Source organism: Pedobacter xixiisoli, assembly GCF_900215335.1.
Lineage (GTDB): Bacteria > Bacteroidota > Bacteroidia > Sphingobacteriales > Sphingobacteriaceae > Pedobacter > Pedobacter xixiisoli.
On the sequence record NZ_OCMT01000002.1, the window covers coordinates 1,098,309 to 1,118,788 of the forward strand.

The following is a 20,480-nucleotide window of genomic DNA, read 5'->3' on the forward strand; positions in this document are numbered from 1 at the left end:
AATTAGATCCCCGCTACTGATTTAGTTTCAATTGCAATTCCAGGACTCATTGTTGAAGAAACATGAATGCTCTTAAAATAAGTTCCTTTTGCAGCAGAAGGTTTCAATCTTGAAATTACTTGTAGAACTTCTAAAGCATTTTCATAAATTTTCTCTGCTGGGAATGATACTTTTCCGATTGAAGCGTGGATGATACCAGTTTTGTCAACTTTAAAATCAATCTTACCGCCTTTTACATCAGTTACAGCTTTACCAACTTCGTTAGTTACTGTTCCTGATTTAGGGTTTGGCATAAGGTTACGCGGACCTAAAACACGGCCCAACTTACCTACTTTTGCCATACACGCAGGAGTAGTGATAATAATGTCTACATCTGTCCAACCACCTTCAATTTTAGCTACATATTCGTCTAAACCTACAAAATCTGCTCCTGCAGCTTTAGCCTCTTCTTCCTTATCAGGAGTACAAAGTACTAAAACGCGAACAGTTTTACCGGTACCGTGTGGTAAGGTAGCGATACCACGAACCATTTGATTGGCTTTACGTGGGTCTACCCCTAAACTCACATCAATATCAACTGATGCATCGAATTTAGTTAACGTGATTTCTTTTACCAATGCAGCTGCATCTTTCAAAGAATACGATTTACCGGCTTCTAGTTTAGCGTGTGCTATTTTTTGATTTTTTGTTAACTTAGCCACTAGTGTAAACTGTTAATGTTAAATAATTAGTTAAAAGGCGCATCACCTGAAACAGTGATACCCATACTACGTGCTGTACCAGCAACCATACTCATTGCTGATTCGATAGTAAATGCATTTAAATCAGGCATTTTATCTTCAGCAATTGCCTTAACTTGATCCCAAGTCACCGATCCAACTTTTTTACGGTTAGGCTCAGCAGAACCACTCTGTAATTTAGTAGCATCCAATAATTGGATAGCAACCGGAGGGGTTTTGATGATGAAATCGAAAGACTTGTCAGCATATACAGTAATTACAACTGGTAAAACTTTACCTGGCTTATCTTGGGTACGAGCATTGAATTGTTTACAAAACTCCATGATGTTAACACCTTTAGCACCTAATGCAGGTCCTACTGGTGGCGATGGGTTTGCAGCTCCGCCTTTGATCTGTAATTTGATCATCGCACTGACTTCTTTTGCCATTTTTTGTTTTTGTTTAATTAAAACTCAATGTTAAATATTGGAAGCATGTAACATTTAAGATTCCTTTCGTTGTCCTACAACGCAAAAAGGACTGCAAAGATATGAATTATCTTGCAGTCCTCCAATACTTTTATGAAATATTTTATTATTCTTTTTCTACTTGCATATAGTTAAGCTCAAGTGGTGTTTTACGACCGAAGATTTTAACCATTACTTTCAATTTCTTTTTCTCTTCGTTAACTTCTTCAATGATACCACTGAATCCGTTGAAAGGTCCATCCATTACTTTAACGTTTTCACCAACATAGTAAGCAACGCTCATGGTTTCACTTTGCTGGCTCATCTCATCAACCTTACCTAAAATACGGTTAACTTCAGCTTGTCTCATTGGGATAGCATTTCCAGCTTTATCACCTAAGAAACCAATAACGCTATTGATACCTTTAATGATGTGCTCAAGCTCTCCATCTAGAGACGCTTCGATCATTACATATCCAGGATAGTAGTTACGCTCTTTTGCAATCTTTTTACCATCTTTCATTTGATAGTATTTCTCCGTTGGGATCAATACTTGAGGAACTAAATGAGATAGCCCTAAACGACTAATTTCCGAGTCAATGTACTGTTTTACTTTCTTCTCTTTACCACTTACCGCTCTAACAACGTACCATTTCAACTGATCGCTCATCTAATAAATCTATTTTAAAGTGAATTGTAAAAAGTCTCAAGAATGTAATTAGCTCCTTTATCCATTGCTAAAATAACAAGAGAAATAATTGCTGAAGCTACTAAAACCAATACCGCCGAATTTTGTAGATCACCCCATGTAGGCCAAGTTACCTTTTGGGTCATTTCTTCGTATGATTCTTTTATAAACTGAACTACCTTAGCCATATTATATAAATTTAAATTAGCCAATTAGCCAATCAGCTAATTTTCAATTAATTTGCACGGGTGGAGAGATTCGAACTCCCATCAACGGTTTTGGAGACCGGCATGCTACCATTGCACCACACCCGTGGATAAAATTAGCTAATCAGCATATAAGCCGATTAGCTAATTTCTATATTATAGCTATAAATTAAGCTAAGATTTCAGTTACCTGACCAGCACCTACTGTTCTACCACCTTCACGGATAGCGAAACGTAGACCTTTTTCCATTGCGATAGCGTTGATCAACTTTACAGTGATCGTTACGTTATCACCTGGCATTACCATCTCAGTACCTTCAGCTAATGAAATTTCACCAGTTACGTCTGTAGTACGGAAATAGAATTGAGGACGGTATTTGTTGAAGAATGGAGTGTGACGACCACCTTCTGCTTTTGATAATACATAGATCTCAGCTTTGAAATCTGTGTGAGGAGTTACTGAACTTGGTTTACAGATAACCATACCACGACGGATATCAGTTTTCTCAATACCACGTAACAATAAACCTACGTTATCACCAGCTTCACCGTAATCTAAGATTTTACGGAACATCTCAACACCAGTTACTGTAGATTTTAAGTTCTCAGCACCCATACCTAAGATTTCAACTGGATCACCAGAGTTGATTACACCACGCTCAATACGACCTGTAGCAACAGTACCACGACCAGTGATTGAGAATACATCTTCAACAGGCATTAAGAAAGGAAGATCTGTCAAACGTGGAGGAATTGGAATGTAGCTATCAACAGCTGCCATTAATTCCATAATTTTTTCTACCCATTTAGCATCTCCGTTCAAACCACCAAGAGCTGAACCTTGAATTACAGGAATGTCATCACCAGGGAATTCGTAGAATGATAATAATTCACGGATTTCCATTTCAACTAGCTCTAACAATTCTGGATCATCAACCATATCCACTTTGTTCATGAATACAACTAATGAAGGTACACCTACCTGACGAGCCAAAAGAATGTGCTCACGAGTTTGTGGCATTGGACCATCTGTAGCAGCTACCACAATGATAGCTCCGTCCATTTGAGCAGCACCTGTAACCATGTTTTTCACGTAATCCGCGTGACCTGGACAGTCAACGTGTGCGTAGTGACGGTTAGCAGTTGAATACTCAACGTGAGCAGTATTGATAGTGATACCTCTTTCTTTTTCCTCTGGAGCAGAGTCAATCGAATCAAATGAACGTGCCTCAGATAAACCTGCGTCAGACAATACTTTAGTAATTGCTGCTGTTAAGGTTGTTTTACCGTGGTCAACGTGACCGATTGTACCGATGTTTAAGTGCGGCTTACTGCGGTCAAACTTTTCTTTTGCCATTTTTTTATACTTATTAGTAGGTTAAAATTTTTTATTTAATTATTGTTTTGATACAATTTCAATACAAAAAACCTTGTTCTTTCTGTTCTTTATCTTAACAGAATAACAAAGTTAGTTAACTTGTGAGCCAAAGATGGGACTTGAACCCACGACCTCTTCCTTACCAAGGAAGTGCTCTACCGCTGAGCTACTTCGGCTTTTACCCTTAGCTCATGTTCACTCGTTCATCTGTTCATTAGGCTACTAGTGAACCATTGAACAAATTCCCAATGAACTTCTAGGAGCGGAAGACGAGGTTCGAACTCGCGACCTATAGCTTGGAAGGCTATCGCTCTACCAACTGAGCTACTTCCGCTTTTCAATTTTCAGTTTTCAATTTCCAGTTAGTGCTTAAGAATGGCTAACTAAAAACTGATTACTGTTAACTGATGGTGGGGAGAGAAGGATTCGAACCTTCGAAGTCTTGCGACAACAGAGTTACAGTCTGTCCCATTTGGCCACTCTGGTATCTCCCCCCTTTTATTCCAAAACCTAAAGTTTTAGCATAAAAAGAGCCTCCTATCGGAATCGAACCAATGACCTACTGATTACAAGTCAGTTGCTCTACCAGCTGAGCTAAGGAGGCTTTTTACTTTTTAATTAATGTGGCGCAAATATATAAAATTTTGTTTTCTTACCTACTAAATCGCACATTTTTTATTTTTTTTTCTCTTCACAGAACGAACCATTTTTTCTTTGCTATCCTAGCCGTTTCCGAAATGGAATGCAAATATACATGCATTATTCTTAGTTGCAAATTTATTTTAAAAAAAAATTGGCGAGCCTAGGCTCGCCAATTTCACTTTATGATTTTACTGCAAAATATCGCTCTAATAATCAGATAGTTCATCCGCACTAGTCAGTGCTTTATGTTCACTCAATTTTGCTCTAGTTTTATCTTTATGTTTAGTAATCTGTTTCCTTAATGACTCAATTGCCAAGTCGGTCGCTTCCTCGAAAGACTTACATTGTTCTTTTGCGAACATAGTTCCGCCAGGTACTATCAGCTTAATTTCGCTTATTTTGTTTGCCTCATCTTCTACATTTTCTAGTTTTAGGTAAACTTCACCACTTATAATCTGATCAAAAAACTGATCCAACTTATCTACTTTCTTTTGAATAAACTCCAATAACTTCTTATCTGCATTAAAATGGATAGACTGTACTCTAATTTTCATTTTTCCTCCTTTTTTACGCCCTAGGATGGGCTTGTTTATAAATGGACCTTAATCTTTCTACTGAATTGTGCGTGTAAACTTGCGTAGCCGCCAAGCTAGCATGACCCAAAAGTTCCTTAATTGCATTTAAATCTGCCCCCCTATTCAACAAACTACTCGCAAAAGAATGTCGCAGCACATGCGGACTTTTCTTTTCTTGAGTAGATACTAATTTCAAACAACTATTTACTATACGGTAAATGAGGTTTGGATATGCCTGATCACCACTATTGGTAACGACCAGGTAAGCACTTTTGTTGTCGAAATTTTGCAAAGTTTTCAATGAAATAAATTCTAGCACCTCATTTTGCAGTGCCTTATGCAAAGGAATTAACCTTTCTTTATTTCTCTTGCCCAACACTTTAACCGTGCCTTCGTATTCATTAAAATCTTCTTCTTTTAAAGTTATAAGCTCTGCCAAACGCATACCTGTGCCAAACAATAGCTCTACCACCAACTTGTCTCTCTTTCCAGCAAAACTATCATCAAAGCTATGTTCTCCGTCCAACAATGCGTCCATTTTCACTTCCTCAACAAAAACAGGAAGTTTTTTTGGTGTTTTCAGTGTCTTGATCAACCTAGCTGGATTCGAAGCTATTTTATCTTCGCGATGCAAAAACTTGTAGAAGCTTTTTAGTGACGACAGTTTTCTATTCACGGCACTTTCGGTGAGTTTTTTCTCTTTCAGCAACTCTACCATAAAGTTTTTGATATCGACCGCTCTTACATCAACTATGTTAGTGGGAGAATCAGCCTGTAGAAAATCTTGGAATTGTTGCAAATCTGCTTTGTACGCCTGCAAGGTGTGCGGCGAATAACGCTTTTCATACTGTAAATAAGTGAAAAAATCGTTGATCAGCATTTTACATTTCAGATTGGTTGATGAGTCAATTTACAAAAGAAAACGACATCACCAAAGGTTTTTTTCAAATAATGACCAAAATCCTTCGATGCATTGAATTACATCAAACTTTAGGAAATGTAAGGAGGAAAGTTGCTATTTATTACGTAAAACTGTATAGTTTATAAAGAATGGGACGAACTTCAACAAGATTAGATATAAAAAAAGAGGACACCTAAGTAGGTATCCTCTTTTATATGTTCATTCGAAAAGGAATTAAATTGTTCCTTCTTGATTTAATCCTTGGATATAAACCGCTTTCTTAACTTCAGTACGGCGAGTTACAGATTTTTTCTCGTATGCTTGACGGCTACGTAGTTCTCTTAAAACACCAGTTTTTTCGAATTTTTTCTTAAAACGCTTTAACGCTTTATCTAACGATTCACCATCTTTAATATTGATCATGATCATAACGTTGAAATACCTCCTCTCGTTTTTTTTAATCCCAGCTTTTATGCTTGGGGCTGCAAATGTAGGTAATTTATTGAAAAAGAGAAAGTTTTTACTGTTTTATTTCTAAAAAAATTAAAGGGATACCTTGCGAGCATCCCTTCTATCAAACCAGAAACTATAAAGTGTGAGCGTAATATTAGTTGAGTGTATTTAAAAATGCATCTATTTGGGCTGCTGTAGCTGGTGCAACATTTACATTTAAGTGCAAATCGGCGCTTACGGTAAAGTTGGTTTGCCCAAAATAAATGACATCGTTTACATCGGTAGATAAAACCACCAATTTACCTTTTAAACCAATAGGCATAGAATTGAGATAAGACTGGTGCTTATTCACAGCCAATACAAATGGCAAGCCTGCAACAGTTTTCAAATCATCAAAAACCATGTATGCTCTTTGGTCTTTAATACTTGGAGCTGCGCCTGCATAAACTGGGCTAGCAGTAACGGTTGTTTTAGGATTTGGATTACTGTAGAAATAATCGCAGTTAACCCAGCCAAAGCCTGGCAAATTGAATTGATAGAAATCGGTACTAGTGGCTACCCTTGCTTTTTGGTCTAATACCCAAGTGCTATCTGAGGCAGCAGTTGGCGCCCATACGAATAAATCCATTGGAGCGGTATTAAATGTTGTTGGCACCTTTACGGCTACAGCAATTGCTGGATTTAACCTAAGCGCTTGACCGTTTTGGCTAGCTAAAATCTGAAATTCGCCCCCCGATACCAGCAATTGTCCGTTAGATTGAGTTACCTTACCAGAAAGAATGATGTCTCTTTTGCTTAAAACTTCTTTCAAGCTTACTACTACAGCACCAGTTACTGGGTTTCCACTGGCATCGATAAATGAGTTGGCGGGGAAATCAAATTTCATCCCTTTGGTTCCAGTAATACTAAATGCAGTTGCTCCTGTGCCATTAAACTTTTGAGTAGGAACAGAAAACTTAGCATTAAATTCTGCCAAGGTTAATTTAGTTTCATCATTTCCTTTATCTTTTTTACAGGCAAACAATGTAGTTATTACAACTAATGCAATTAAAGTTAAATTTTTCATAATACTAGTTTTTTAAATGAGCTTATCTATTTAGGGAGTTTAATTTCCACCCTGTTTATAAGCATATCAACTAGCATTAAAATTTGTTACCCTATTTTCGTAAAAAATATTTGGAAAACACTCCCCACAAGTAAAAAGCCACAGATGCACAAATTATTTATGATAACATTCGTGCATCTGTGGCTAAAATTTCAAAAAAAGAAAAATATTATTTCATAATCTCTCTGGCAATTACAATTTTTTGGATTTCTGAGGTTCCTTCGCCTATCGTACAAAGTTTAGCATCTCTGTAGAACTTCTCTACTGGAAAATCTTTGGTATAGCCGTAACCTCCAAAAATTTGCACAGCTTCCGTAGCACATCTTACCGCTACTTCCGAAGAATAATACTTAGCCATTGCAGACTCTTTGCTCACTGGCTGATGTCTGTTTTTCAAATCTGCCGCCTGACGAATCAATAAATCTGCTGCTTCTATTTCAGTGGCCATATCTGCCAATTTAAAACTAATCCCCTGAAAACTCGAAATACTTTGACCGAACTGCTGTCTTTCCTTAGAATAAGCTAAGGCAGCTTCAAAAGCTCCTTTTGCTATACCTAAACCTAATGCAGCGATAGAAATACGCCCGCCATCAAGTACTTTCATAGCTTGTTTAAAGCCTTCTCCTTCTACACCCAATAAATTTTCTTTTGGTACACGGCAGTTGTCAAAAATCATTTCCGTAGTTTCTGATGCACGCATGCCTAGTTTATTTTCTTTTTTACCAGCACTGAAACCTGCTGTACCTCTTTCTACCACAATCGCCGAGATCCCTTTGGAACTTCCAGCTTCACCTGTACGCACCATTACTACGGCAACATCCCCAGATTTTCCGTGAGTAATCCAGTTTTTAGCACCATTTATCACATATTCATCGCCATCTAAAACAGCTGTAGTTTGCATGCGCAAAGCATCCGAACCTGTATTCGCTTCGGTTAAACCCCAAGCGCCAATCCATTCTGCGGTAGCCAATTTAGGCAACCACTTCGCTTTTTGTTCTTCGTTACCGAAAGCTAGAATATGGCCAGTACATAAGGAATTATGCGCTGCCAGCGACAAACCTATAGAGCCGCAAACTTTGGCCACCTCTACAATTACATCTACATATTCCTGATAGCCAAAACCAGAGCCACCATATTCTTCCGGAACCAAAACGCCCATTAAGCCAATTTGGCCAAGTTCTTTAAATAATTCTACGGGAAAATGCTGTGCCTCGTCCCATTCCATTACATTCTTACGAATGTTTTTTTCTGCAAAATCACGCACCATCTTCTTAATCATGGTACGGTTTTCACTCTCTTGGAAACTCACTCCTGTTTGATTCATAAGTTGCTGTTAAAAGAAAAAACTGCTTAAATACCTTGCGTTGTAGCGTTGTGCATTTAAACAGTTTAGTAAGATTTATATTTGGTTAAGGGCAATGTTAAACAAATTAAATTACACTTTCAAAGCAATAATATTCTTCTTTAAGTGGAATGATTTGGTATGTGGTTCAAATATTTAGTGAACAGCACCAAAAACCTAACAAAATACAAGCTTCTAAAATTGAAACTTTTTTTTAAATTAATTTGAAATGAGGCTTATATTGAAACCTTTTTATCGAAAAAGCTTTGATTTAGTAATCAGCCAAGGCAAAAAGCTTATCACTAAATACCTTTAGTCTGTCTTTACCATTTAAGAAATCTAGATTGATTAGGAAAGAATAGCCTGCTACTTCAGCGCCTAGCTTCTGTACCAAAGCTGATGCAGCAACCACAGTTCCGCCAGTTGCCAACAAATCATCGTGGATTAACACTTTTTGTCCTGTTTCAAAAGCATCTTCGTGAACTTCTAAAGTAGCACTTCCGTACTCCAAATCGTAAGACTGTTGGATAGTTTTATACGGAAGTTTACCCGCTTTTCTGATAGGTACAAAAGGAACATTCAATTTTTGCGCCAAAGCTAAACCAAATAAAAAACCCCTGCTTTCTATTCCGGCAACCACATCAACTTTAACACCTGCTAGCTGCGCAGCCAAAGCATCGGCAATTTCATTGCACAAAGCTGGATTTTTTAATATTGGTGTAATGTCTTTGAAAATAATCCCAGGTTTTGGAAAATCGGGAACGTCTCTAATAATTTGTTTGATTTTATCGGATACCATTTTGAGTTAAAAGTTGAAAGTCAAAAAGTTCAGGGTTGAAAATTGAAAGCCAAAAGTAAGGTATTTTAGTTGATAGTTGATGGATAATAGTTAACAGCTGATGGCTGATGGTTAATAGTTCATCTTTAATAGCCTAGTATCAGAAACTTAAATATGGCGCTATCTTTTGGATGGTTTCGGGCTTTAAAATAAGCACCTTACCCAAATCAGCTATGCTTTTATAAGGACCATGCTGTTTTCTGTATTGTATAATGGCATTCATTTGCTTAAAAGTTAGGTAAGGATGTCGTTTCAAATCATCAAACTCTACTGTATTGATGTTTAATTTCGCAATACCTGCCATATCGATTTTAATTTGGTCTTTTATCTCATTAAATTTTGGGGTATCTACGCCAAAGACTTCAAACAATTGCTCTTTGTTATAAAATCCGCCCAAGCGTTCTCTATATTTCACAATCCTTCGGGCAAATGCAGCTCCAACACCTTTAATCTTATCGAGCTCTAAAGTATCTGCGGTATTAATCTCTACAATTACGGCTTCCTTTTTAGTGTAAGCAAAGGCTGGCTTTTTATCTACTTGCTCAGTTTTGGGGATGGCTACGTAAGGCAACAACGCCTCATACTTCTCTGGCGAAATCGTATACATCCGTTTTAAGTCTTCTGGTTTGTAAAACTTACCGCCTTTTTTCACATAGTTTACAATAGACATCGCCTGTTTATAAGAAAGACCAAATTGTTGCCATTCTTTTTCGGTAATTGTATTAGGGTTAAATTCGAAGTAATGGACTGTTCGTTTTGCAGTTGAATTTTCAATCTCATTACGAGTGTTGCTATATTTCTTCTTATTGTATCGGTCTACCAACACCAATTTTTGCACTGCTAATTTTTCAGCAATTTCATTTATCGACTTTGTATGAAAATAAAACTGATATATATAAGGTATAAAGGTGACAACAACAATTATTATCACTAGATACAAAAGTCCATTATACTCTCGTTTACTAAAACCGAAGTTGTTGCTTAGCCATTTTTCCATCATTCATAGGTATTTGATGAATTCAATCTGATTTCTTTTGGCACAAGAAGTCAAGATGTTTTCATAGTTTAGATAGTAACTCTAAAATAAATCTTATTTTTGACATTGCGTTATACTTATTCGATATCGCAGTTATACTTAACCTTATTATTTGTACATGAAGATTATTACTAAACAAGAATTTGCACAGGCAACGAAGATAGATAAGTTGGGGGTTCCGGGACTGGCCGCACTGTTAATGGAGGTAATGAAACTGAACGACATTAATAAGGTATTCTCCATGAACCAGCATTTTGAGGGTTTAGAATTTGTAGATAAGATATTAGAAACTATCGGAGTTTCTATTGATTTTGATGAGGATGACCTAAAAAACATCCCCAAAACAGGAGGATTTATTGCCATTGCCAACCATCCTTATGGTGGCGTAGAAGGTTTGGCCTTGGTAAAGTTGCTTTGTACTGTTAGGCCAGAAGCTAAGGTAATGGTTAACTTCATCCTTAAAAAAATACCTAACCTAAGTGAATTCTTTGTTGCGGTAAACCCTTTCGAGAATGTACAGCACTCTTCAAGCATCAGCGGTTTAAAATCAACTTTTGATTTATTGCAAAGCGGTACGCCAATAGGAATTTTTCCAGCGGGTGAGGTATCGACGTTCAACCTGGAAAAACAGGAAATCACCGATAGGCTTTGGCACCCTGTAGTAGGTAAATTGGTTGCAAGAGCGAAATTACCAGTAGTGCCTATCTATTTTCATGGCAATAACGGCGTGTTATTTAATATCTTGAGCTTTATACACCCTACGCTAAGAACGGCCAAGCTGCCTTCTGAATTTTTGAACAAACAAGGCTTAAAAATTAAAGTACGTATTGGCAAGCCTATCAAGATTGAAGACATCAATTACAATAAAGACACCAATAAATTATTAGATTTTTTAAGAGCCAGAACTTATGCTTTAGGCACTAGCTTAGAACAAGAAAGAAAGCTCTTCAACCCGATCAACCTATTTAAGATTAAGAAAAAGCCAGCCGAAATAGTTGAAGAGACACCTAAAGATTTGATGGCTAAAGAAGTAGCCGGCTTAGCTGAATATAGGGTTTGGGAAGAGAAAAACTACGAGGTTTATATTGTACCAACAACGGGCATACCTCATATTTTAAGAGAAATTGGCCGATTAAGAGAAATTACATTTAGACAGGTTGGTGAGGGAACCAATAAAAAAATAGATTTAGACAACTACGATATTTACTATAACCACCTTTTTATTTGGGACAAAGAAACCCATATGATTGTAGGTGCTTATCGTATTGGAAAAGGCGATGAAATTTTAGATACGATGGGCAAACGTGGTTTCTATATTTCGGAGCTATTTAAAATAAAAGAACCTTTTTATCCGATTTTAAGGCAAGGTATTGAGTTAGGACGCTCGTGGATTAGAAAGGAGTACCAGCTTAAACCTTTACCACTTTTCTTACTGTGGAAAGGGATTTTGAAATACCTGATGTTAAACCCGCAGTATCGTTATATGATTGGCCCCGTGAGTATCAGCAATAGTTTTTCGAAGTTCAGTAAATCGTTGATTGTAGATTTCATTACCAAAAACCACTTTGATTATGAAATGGCGCATTATGTAAAACCAAGAAATAAATTTAAGGCAGACCTTAGTCCGATAGATACTGATTTATTGATTGAACAGAGCGAAAGCTTGAAGGATTTGGACGGACTGATTGGAGATATCGAAAATAACCATATTAAAATACCTGTGTTGTTGCGCCAGTACATGAACTTAAATGCCAAAATCATTTGTTTCAACATCGACCCTAAATTTTCGGATTGTTTAGATGGATTTTTGGTAGTAGATACGCATAAAATTCCTGCAGATATTTTGGAAAAGGTTGGAAAGAACCTTTAGTTAGTTTGCAGTTGACAGTTCTCAGTTGACAAGCATAGTTTCAAAAACGATATAAAAAGCAAAAGCCTCGACATCCATCGGGGCTCTGTGCTATCAACTAACCTAAACTGTATGATAAATACTAACCAAATATTTAACGTCACAAATGTAAGTTTGCAATGTTAAGCCTCTGTAAAAACTAGGTTATTTTATATTTACTTAACAGGAAAAATCAAATTCGAGTAAAAACGGCTTTTTTTTGAAGATTTCTCTTGCATTACTAAGTTAACTTTACTTAAATTTATTGTTAACTCAATGTTAATAAGTGTATTTACTCAAGAGATACGGCCTTACATTTTTATTGGCAATGCTGATAAATATATTCGCTTTTGCCACGGCAAAGGCGCAGCTCTATAGTTTTGAGTTTTACAATGACACATTTAACATAGCGCTTGATTCATCTATTTCCATTCCGCAGAAATTTGGATTAAATACAGAAAGCATAGCTAACGTTTACGATAAACTTGAGAAAGGAAATTATCAGCCAATAATAGATTCTTTAATTTCATATAAAAGAAAGAAGCAATTAAATGATTGGTTATTTTACCAATTGATAAGAAAAACAGCGGAAACTATTAGTCCAAAAAACCAAAATTTTGAACGCTATACTCTTTATAAATGGTTCTTTCTAGGTAAATCTGGTTACGATACTCGTTTAGTAATTACCGACAATAGAATTATTATGTATGTATATAACGATGAGAATATTTTCGATATACCATACGTAATGATGGGCGACAAAAAGTATATGTGTTTAAATTACCATGACTATGCCCATACCAATTTTACATCTATGCCAGATACTGAGATGATAGGTATAGCAGATTCGAAAAAGGCATTCTCGTATCAGATTACTAAGATGCCCGAATTTGACCCAAAAAATTATAGTGAACGCAAATTGGCTTTTAGGTATGGAATGAAAGATTATCACTTTGATCTAAAGGTTAGCCCTGAAGTTGAGAAAATATTTAAAAATTATCCGGGTGTTGATTTTAAATACTATTTCAATATTCCAATGACCAAAGAAACCTATGGATCTTTAATTCCTTTATTGAAAAAGAACATTAGTAATCTCTCTCAAAAAAATGGCGTAGACTACCTCATGCGCTTTACTAGAAATTCATTCTTATACGAAAATGACATAGAAAATTTCGGTAAAGAAAAGAGATTGTCTCCTGAACAAACGTTACTGAATGAACATAGTGACTGTGATGATAGGGCTGCATTATTTTTCTATCTCGTAAAGGAGATTTACGATTTACCTATGATCGTTCTTTTATATCCAACACACGTTACCATGGCGGTTCAGTTTAATAAACCTGTAGGAAAGACTATTAGCTACAATAATAGAGATTATACAGTTTGCGAACCTACCCCTCAAATTAAAGATTTGCCAATAGGTAAACTTCCACCTAAATTGAAAAGGGCTGCTTACGAAATTGTATATGCCTATGAGCCTGAAAACAAAAAAGGTGTACTATAGCTACAGTACACCTTTTTGCATTTAATTTCTTAATTATTTAATTAGGAAATGTTCTTTTATCTGTTCTTACCCAAGCAGCATTTGTCCAATCTGAACCAGTTTGCACAGCACCTTTATAATTAGCAGCAGTAAAGAATGCGTCTAAAGTTGTAGGGTTGATCGCGTCAGTTGCAGTAGTACCTACAAACACGCTTGTCATGTAAGATGGTCTAGTACTTGATGCAGTTGTAGTATTTGCATAAGTTGCAGAGATGAATGGATTAACGCCTGTAAACGGAGGACGAGTAGCTCCTGTAGTTGAAGGCAAAGTATGTTTCAATGCCCAAGGGTTAACATTTGAAATGTCCGAGTTTTTGATGATAAGTGTAGCATCTGCAACATTGTTTAATGTCTCATCATGTTCTACATCAACACCGTTATTAAAGTTGTAAACGACGAAGTTATGTAACTTTCCTCTTGTTCCTTCACGTAATTTCAAACCAGTTGTTTTACCTACATCTGTTGCATTAGTTGGATCATCACCAGTTTTAGCAGTTAACGAACCTACTAAAGTTACGTTAGAGATAGTAGGGTTAGAGTAAGGGCTAGCAGTACGGTTTTTGTTGCTATTATCAGCTTCTATACCTCTATCAGCCACACCATCTGCTTGTACACCTACTAAAAATTGAGCTTTTCCATTCCAACCGAAAGTCCAATCGAAAGTATCATCTTGCGCTCCATAAGCGAAAAGGTATTTTACATTTACAGTACCACCAAACCATTCAAAAGCATCATCACCACCTCTGTACACTGATAAATATTCTACTGTTGTTCCGTTACCCACACCTTCAAAAGTGAAACCGTTGTGCTCTTTATCGGCAGTTTGCTTTTTACCAGTATATTCTACACGGATATATCTTAGAACACCTGAATTATCGGCTGCATTAGTACCACCATAAGTTACACCAGCACCCATTTCTGAAGCAATACGACCACCTTCACCATTTACAGGAGCTAAACCACAAACGATAATTCCTCCCCAATCTTGCTCTTTAGGAGCAGTTGCACCCGAAGTAAAGATGATTGGACTAGCTGCAGTACCTTGTGCCATAATTTTAGCACCTGGTTCTATTAACAAATAAGCTGTTGCTGGTTCATTAGCATCAGATTTTACAGTTACACCTTCTTGAATAGTAATGGTTTTTCCCGTTTTAACGTGAACACCACCCTTTAATACATAAGAGTTGCCTTTTAACAAAGTTACATCGTTAACCAACTCACCAGTAATAACCGTTCCATTGGCCAAGTCTCCTCTAAGTACAGTTTCTTCATCGGCACCTTTATCTTTCTTACAAGCTGTAAACACAGACACACTTGCTAAAGCTGTAACTAAAAGAAATTTTGAAAATTTTAGCTTATTCATTTTTTTTTAATTTGTTTATATTCAATCTTTTGATCAACACAAAGTAACAGCACTTGTATTAAGCTTAGATTAGCTTACCGTTATCAGTCCGTCAATTAAACATTAATTAATTGTTAATATTGATTAGAAAGTATAGTTAAGATTTACACCTACATTTACACCTTTTTTGTATTGATTATAGATTAGATTATTATCCTTATACTCTTGTTGAAATTTGATATTTGGATTTAAGAGATTGCCGAAAGAGAAATCTAAGCCTATTTTGTTAGCCAGCTTTGTATTCACTACAAAATCTAAGGTATTAACCGGCATTTCGTAAATGTCTCCTGACTGCTGTGCTCCAGCTACGAATAAACGTTTACCGTAAATATTGTAAGCCAATGTTAAGGTTGTATTGGACCTAGTTGACCAATTATGCTTGTAGCTATAATCGAAGTTAATTAGATACGGAGATGCACCGAACAAAGGTCTCGAACGATTAGTTGGAGCGATAGGCTTTGCAGAATTGTTTATCGTTTCTTGACTAATTTCTATCTTGCTGTAGATGTAAGATCCATTAAATCCGAGAGACATATTTTGTAGTGCTTTTGAAGATGATCCGAAAATTGAACCAATATTTCTATTATACTCTAACTCCACACCAGCTAAAGTTGCATTATCTGTATTGATATAGGTAAACAACGGATCCGCAGAATTTACTTGGCTTAATTCGATTGGCTTGTCAATGTATTTTCCGAATAAGCTCACTGCAAACAATTCACCTGTAGATGGATACAACTCGTATTTCAAATCCACGTTATAATTGTTACTATTTACTAAGTCAGGATTACCTTCACCTTCAGCTATACCAAACCCAACATTGTATCTAAATGGCGCTGCTTCCACAAATTGCGGGCGAGAAATAGTTTTACTTGCTGCTAAAAGAACATTTTCCTTATCATTAATAGTATACTTTAATGTAACAGCAGGTAATACATCTAAACCATCGATGGTTTTAACTCTAAAAGGAGAATCGTAAGTTTGGCTACCTAATTTATAATAAGTGTTTTGTTGAGAATACTCTGCTCTAACACCAGCAATTAATTTCAATTTATTGTTAAATTCAAAATTGAAATTTAAAAATGAAGCGGCAATTAAAAGATCAGCCTCATAATCATTTGGTGCGTAATAAGATTCTGTATATCTAAATGTATTCGCATCGTTACCGCTACCTAAATTACTATCTTTTAAGTAGTTGTCTACTTGATCTAAAGTAAATGTAGGATTTAAGCCTATTCGAGTTTCAACCTGTCTTGAATTAAACACTCTTGATTTATATCTTCCCTGAAAACCGAATTGTAAACTTTTTAAAGAGGATTCTGTTCCTTTAGACAATAAATCAGCAGAAATACTACCTGAAAAATCATCTTCATTTAAATCAGCAAAAAACCTGTGGTTATCACTGTTATTAAGTTTTAGAAATGAGTAAGAACCATTTTTATTATCTATAAAACTATTCTGAGTTCTATCAGGAGTGCTACCTGTAATATTAGTGTAACCTAGAGTGTATTTTAATTTAAATCTATCACTAAAATTATTTGTACCTGAAAACTGGCTTGTCAAAAGTGAATTTTGAACATAAGAATTTCTTCTAGCATAAATATCACCACTTAAATCAGATTTGAAACCTTGTTGATCAAAGATGTCATTGCTAGAATCATTTACATACAAACCTGTAATAGAGTAACTGCTTTTACTTCCTGCTTTATAGTATAGATTTATTAATGCTGATGTATTAGTAGTGAAGCTATATCTTTCTGTTTGGTAAAGATAATCTGGTGCCTGCTGAGCATTATAAATAGCGCTGATACCATCGTTATATCTTAAATCGTTTTTGTAGCCTAAATTTGTTAAAAAACCAAATTGCCTTCCGTTACCTAAATCATACAAGTCACCTCCAACAAAAGAAATGCCTGTACTTACTGGTGCCTTAATTTGTTCCGGCGACCACTGTGTTGCAAAACCAGGCTTTGGGTTTGAAAAGTTGGTGGATTCGTAGCTTTTAGTTCCAGCTACCACAGCTGGCATTGCTCTTTCCCCTCTATCAAAACCTGCAACATTCAAGAAGCTTCTTTGTGTGGTGTAAAAGTCTTTACCTGTAGTAATTGAGTTATAACCGCTAGACAAACCAACTTTAAAGAAACCTTGGTCAGGATAATCTTTAGTTACGATATCAATAGAACCTCCTGAGAAATCTCCGTACAATTCTGGCGAGTAAGATTTAGTAACACCAATGTTTTTAACTACCGAAGTTGGAAAGATATCTAAAGGAATTAGTTTCAAATCTGGATTGGTAGATGGAATTGGTAATCCGTTTAGTGTAGTGTTGTTGTAGCGATCTCCTAAACCCCTAACGAAAACGTTTTTATTGCCCACCATTGATACGCCAGCAATTTTACTTACGCCTTCAGCCACATTTGAAAGACCTTTACGACTTAGCTCTTGTGCTCCGATTTTTTGAACTATTAAAGTTGAATTTTTACGCTCAGCAAGAAGTGCGTTACTTGATTCCTTATTTGCTTTACCAGCAACTACAACTTGATTTAATGTAGCGCTAGATTCTTCCAAAGCAATATTTAAGGTAGTTGTAGCATTATCTTTTACTTCAACTAATTTGATAATTTTTGGAAGGTAACTAACGTAAGAAACCTCTACGGTGTATTTTCCTGCTGCTAAGCCACCAATTGAGTACTTACCATTAGCGTCAGTTCCTGCAACTTTATTAGAACCTACTACTTTAACAGCGGCACTAATCAGTGTCTCTCCGGTAGTTTTATCCGTTACAGTTCCTGCGATTTTTCCTGTTCCCTGTGCGAAAACAAATACACTTAATAACACCAAGGTAGTGGTGAGCAGTGCTTTTTTTAGAGTTAGTTGTGATTTCAATTTGCCTTATTTTTAATTAGGGCAAAACTATTATCACAATGTTAGCTTCATGTTAGCTTGAAATTACCATTTGTTTATCCACAGGTTAACAAATTGTTAAAGCCCGCCAGCATGGCTTTTTAAGAGCGTTTAAATTAGTATTTTAAGCCAATTTTCTTGCATATAAAGTGTAATAACCAAATTGGGCCAATTAACAAAAACTTAACATCTTCTAAAAATGAGGGCTTTTTACCTTCTATCTTGTGACCGATGAATTGACCCACCCAAGCAAGTACAAAAATAAGGGCGTAAATAGCATAAGCCGTTCCGCTACCTAGACCTACAATCAATTCTATTTTTACAATGACGAAGCTCATGGCCGCTACCACCCATATCATCAAGAAAAATAAAACCGGAGAAAGTGTAAAATAATAATAAAGCGAAAAGGCGAGTAAAAAGGAAGCCCAGTTAAGGAACGTCTGGTATTGTCCCAAAAAATCTAACTTAGGAAATGGAATTTGCCAAACTAGCCCCAGCAAGCTAAAAACAATTAGCGGCACACAAATCCAGTGGATTAACTTATTAGTTCCATCTTGATGGCTTTCTGCGTATTTATCGAATAAGATATCTACAGGCTTTTTTTCTGGGGCTTTTACAGTCTTGCTCATATTTGGTTAATTTTGAATTGTAAAAATAAGAAAAGCGATAGGAATCTATCGCTTTTAGTTTTTGTATCTTTATTTAAACCATCATTGCAACGCACGAAGCAACCTTAAAGCGATTTCTAAATTCATGATAGATTGCTTCGTGCCTCGCAATGACGAAATCGTTTACTTCGCAAATGCTACCGAACGAGTTTCTCTAATTACAGTAACCTTGATTTGACCTGGGTAAGTCATTTCAGTTTGGATACGGTTTGAGATATCTGCAGCTAACAATTCTGCTTGCTGGTCGGTTACTCTTTCGCTTTCTACCACTACACGTAGCTCTCTACCTGCTTGTATCGCAAAAGTTTTTTCTACACCTGGATAAGACAATGCCAATTCTTCCAATTCTTTCAAACGCTTGATATAGCTTTCTACTACCTCTCTACGAGCACCTGGACGGGCACCGGAAATAGAGTCACAAGCTTGGATAATTGGAGAAATCATCGAAGTCATTTCAATTTCGTCGTGGTGGGCACCAATCGCATTACAAACCTCTGGATGTTCCTTATATTTCTCTGCTAATTGCATACCCAAAATAGCGTGCGGTAATTCTGGATTATCATCAGGCACTTTACCTATATCATGTAATAAACCAGCACGTTTAGCCAATTTAGCATTTAAGCCCAATTCTGCCGCCATAGTAGCACAAAAGTTCGCTACCTCACGAGAGTGATGTAATAAGTTTTGTCCGTAAGAAGAACGGTAACGCATACGACCCACCATTCTAATTAACTCTGGGTGTAAACCGTGGATACCCAAATCAATAACCGTACGCTCACCAATCTCAATAATTTCGTCTTCGATTTGCTTTTTGGTCTTCGCCACAATCTCTTCGATACGAGCTGGGTGAATACGACCATCGGTTACCAAACGGTGTAAAGCCAAACGAGCAATCTCTCTTCTCACAGGATCGAAACCTGAAAGGATAATTGCTTCTGGAGTATCATCTACAATAATTTCGATACCTGTAGCTGCTTCTAAAGCACGAATGTTACGGCCTTCCCTACCAATTACACGACCTTTAATTTCATCGTTATCGATATGGAAAATAGAAACTGAGTTTTCAATCGCGGCTTCTGCCGCAGTACGTTGAATCGTTTGGATAACTACTTTCTTCGCTTCTTTGCTTGCGGTTAATTTAGCTTCGTCGACAATGTCTTTTACTTGCATTAAAGCTTGCGAACGAGCTTCTGCTTTCATGTTTTCTACCAACTGGTTTTTAGCTTCTTCGGCACTTAAACCCGCAATAGTTTCCAATTGTTGTACGTGTTGATTTTTAAGCACATCTACTTCTTCCTGTTTTTTAACAGCCAAAGCGGTTTGTTTTTCTAGATTATCTTTTTGCTTATCTAAATCTTGCTCTTTTCTATTGGCATTCTCTAGTTTTGAGTTTAGTGATTGCTCTTTTTGTTTGATACTGTTTTCGCGTTGCGCAACTTCATTATTTCTCGAATTAACTTGCTGCTCGTGCTCGGCTTTCATTTGCAAAAACTTCTCTTTTGCTTCGAGCAATCTATTTTTCTTTAAGATTTCGGCATTATTCTCTGCATCTTTTAGAATTTTCTTCGCCTTTGTCTGTGCCGCTACTTCCTGTTGCTTTAACAGGTTACGCAGCAGGTATCTGCCAATTACCACACCAACAATTAAGCTGGCAAGTATGCATCCTACGATTCCTAATATTTCCATTGTCTAGTTTTTGTTTTTATTGGTAATGGAGCTATCGTT

18 protein-coding genes and 5 tRNA genes are annotated in these 20,480 nt (G+C 36.5%); 2 read left to right on the plus strand and 21 right to left on the minus strand.

Annotation, left to right across the window (positions count from 1 at the left end; genetic code table 11):
- Positions 1-2: 2 nt before the first annotated feature.
- The 17 genes from rplA to CRO54_RS11035 form a co-directional block, all read right to left on the minus strand.
- Positions 3-701 (minus strand): 50S ribosomal protein L1, encoded by a 699-nt coding sequence (gene rplA / locus CRO54_RS10955; RefSeq protein ID WP_097131874.1) that lies wholly within the window; start codon positions 699-701, stop codon positions 3-5.
- Positions 702-727: 26 nt separating this feature from the next.
- Positions 728-1,168, minus strand: a complete 441-nt coding sequence (gene rplK, locus CRO54_RS10960) for a 50S ribosomal protein L11 (RefSeq protein WP_097131876.1) — start codon at positions 1,166-1,168, stop codon at positions 728-730.
- Positions 1,169-1,313: 145 nt separating this feature from the next.
- Positions 1,314-1,856 (minus strand): transcription termination/antitermination protein NusG, encoded by a 543-nt coding sequence (gene nusG, locus CRO54_RS10965; protein ID WP_097131878.1) that lies wholly within the window; start codon positions 1,854-1,856, stop codon positions 1,314-1,316.
- A gap of 14 nt (positions 1,857-1,870) precedes the next feature.
- Positions 1,871-2,062 carry a preprotein translocase subunit SecE gene (secE, locus tag CRO54_RS10970; protein WP_097131880.1) on the minus strand — a complete coding sequence of 64 codons (192 nt, stop codon included), beginning with the start codon at positions 2,060-2,062 and terminating at the stop codon, positions 1,871-1,873.
- Positions 2,063-2,117: 55 nt separating this feature from the next.
- Positions 2,118-2,188, minus strand: a tRNA-Trp gene (locus tag CRO54_RS10975).
- Positions 2,189-2,249: 61 nt separating this feature from the next.
- Positions 2,250-3,437: an elongation factor Tu gene (gene tuf, locus CRO54_RS10980; protein ID WP_097131882.1), complete on the minus strand. Its 1,188-nt coding sequence runs from the start codon at positions 3,435-3,437 to the stop codon at positions 2,250-2,252.
- Between the two features lie 125 nt (positions 3,438-3,562).
- Positions 3,563-3,634: transfer RNA gene (locus tag CRO54_RS10985), tRNA-Thr, on the minus strand.
- Positions 3,635-3,719: 85 nt separating this feature from the next.
- A tRNA-Gly gene (locus tag CRO54_RS10990) sits at positions 3,720-3,792 on the minus strand.
- 74 nt (positions 3,793-3,866) lie between these two features.
- Positions 3,867-3,952 (minus strand) — tRNA-Tyr (locus tag CRO54_RS10995).
- A 37-nt stretch (positions 3,953-3,989) separates the two neighbouring features.
- Positions 3,990-4,062 (minus strand) — tRNA-Thr (locus tag CRO54_RS11000).
- Between the two features lie 244 nt (positions 4,063-4,306).
- Complete coding sequence (hpf, locus tag CRO54_RS11005) at positions 4,307-4,654, minus strand: ribosome hibernation-promoting factor, HPF/YfiA family (protein ID WP_097131884.1); 348 nt, start codon at positions 4,652-4,654, stop codon at positions 4,307-4,309.
- Positions 4,655-4,667: 13 nt separating this feature from the next.
- On the minus strand, positions 4,668-5,555 hold the full coding sequence (locus CRO54_RS11010) for a tyrosine-type recombinase/integrase (RefSeq protein ID WP_097131886.1): 888 nt from the start codon (positions 5,553-5,555) through the stop codon (positions 4,668-4,670).
- Between the two features lie 255 nt (positions 5,556-5,810).
- Positions 5,811-6,005, minus strand: a complete 195-nt coding sequence (gene rpsU / locus CRO54_RS11015; RefSeq protein WP_097131887.1) for a 30S ribosomal protein S21 — start codon at positions 6,003-6,005, stop codon at positions 5,811-5,813.
- Between the two features lie 178 nt (positions 6,006-6,183).
- Positions 6,184-7,095 carry a hypothetical protein gene (locus CRO54_RS11020; protein WP_097131888.1) on the minus strand — a complete coding sequence of 304 codons (912 nt, stop codon included), beginning with the start codon at positions 7,093-7,095 and terminating at the stop codon, positions 6,184-6,186.
- 208 nt (positions 7,096-7,303) lie between these two features.
- Positions 7,304-8,458, minus strand: a complete 1,155-nt coding sequence (locus CRO54_RS11025) for an acyl-CoA dehydrogenase family protein (protein ID WP_138765806.1) — start codon at positions 8,456-8,458, stop codon at positions 7,304-7,306.
- 289 nt (positions 8,459-8,747) lie between these two features.
- On the minus strand, positions 8,748-9,275 hold the full coding sequence (locus CRO54_RS11030; RefSeq protein WP_097131890.1) for an adenine phosphoribosyltransferase: 528 nt from the start codon (positions 9,273-9,275) through the stop codon (positions 8,748-8,750).
- A 139-nt stretch (positions 9,276-9,414) separates the two neighbouring features.
- On the minus strand, positions 9,415-10,311 hold the full coding sequence (locus CRO54_RS11035) for a ComEA family DNA-binding protein (protein WP_171047878.1): 897 nt from the start codon (positions 10,309-10,311) through the stop codon (positions 9,415-9,417).
- Positions 10,312-10,468: 157 nt separating this feature from the next.
- On the opposite strand from CRO54_RS11035, the gene CRO54_RS11040 reads away from it, so the two are divergent.
- Both CRO54_RS11040 and CRO54_RS11045 read left to right on the plus strand, forming a co-directional pair.
- On the plus strand, positions 10,469-12,220 hold the full coding sequence (locus tag CRO54_RS11040; protein WP_097131895.1) for a lysophospholipid acyltransferase family protein: 1,752 nt from the start codon (positions 10,469-10,471) through the stop codon (positions 12,218-12,220).
- A gap of 346 nt (positions 12,221-12,566) precedes the next feature.
- Positions 12,567-13,742: a hypothetical protein gene (locus CRO54_RS11045; protein ID WP_097131898.1), complete on the plus strand. Its 1,176-nt coding sequence runs from the start codon at positions 12,567-12,569 to the stop codon at positions 13,740-13,742.
- 37 nt (positions 13,743-13,779) lie between these two features.
- On the opposite strand, the gene CRO54_RS11050 is transcribed toward CRO54_RS11045, so the two are convergent.
- From CRO54_RS11050 to rny, 4 genes are all read right to left on the minus strand, one after another.
- A complete protein-coding gene (locus CRO54_RS11050) occupies positions 13,780-15,144 on the minus strand; it encodes a hypothetical protein (protein ID WP_097131900.1) in 1,365 nt (454 codons plus the stop codon).
- 123 nt (positions 15,145-15,267) lie between these two features.
- A complete protein-coding gene (locus CRO54_RS11055) occupies positions 15,268-18,069 on the minus strand; it encodes a TonB-dependent receptor (RefSeq protein WP_097131902.1) in 2,802 nt (933 codons plus the stop codon).
- Between the two features lie 134 nt (positions 18,070-18,203).
- Positions 18,204-18,716: an Mpo1 family 2-hydroxy fatty acid dioxygenase gene (locus CRO54_RS11060; RefSeq protein WP_097131905.1), complete on the minus strand. Its 513-nt coding sequence runs from the start codon at positions 18,714-18,716 to the stop codon at positions 18,204-18,206.
- Positions 18,717-18,878: 162 nt separating this feature from the next.
- Positions 18,879-20,441, minus strand: coding sequence for a ribonuclease Y (rny, locus tag CRO54_RS11065; RefSeq protein WP_097131907.1), 1,563 nt, complete (start codon positions 20,439-20,441; stop codon positions 18,879-18,881).
- Positions 20,442-20,480: the final 39 nt, after the last annotated feature.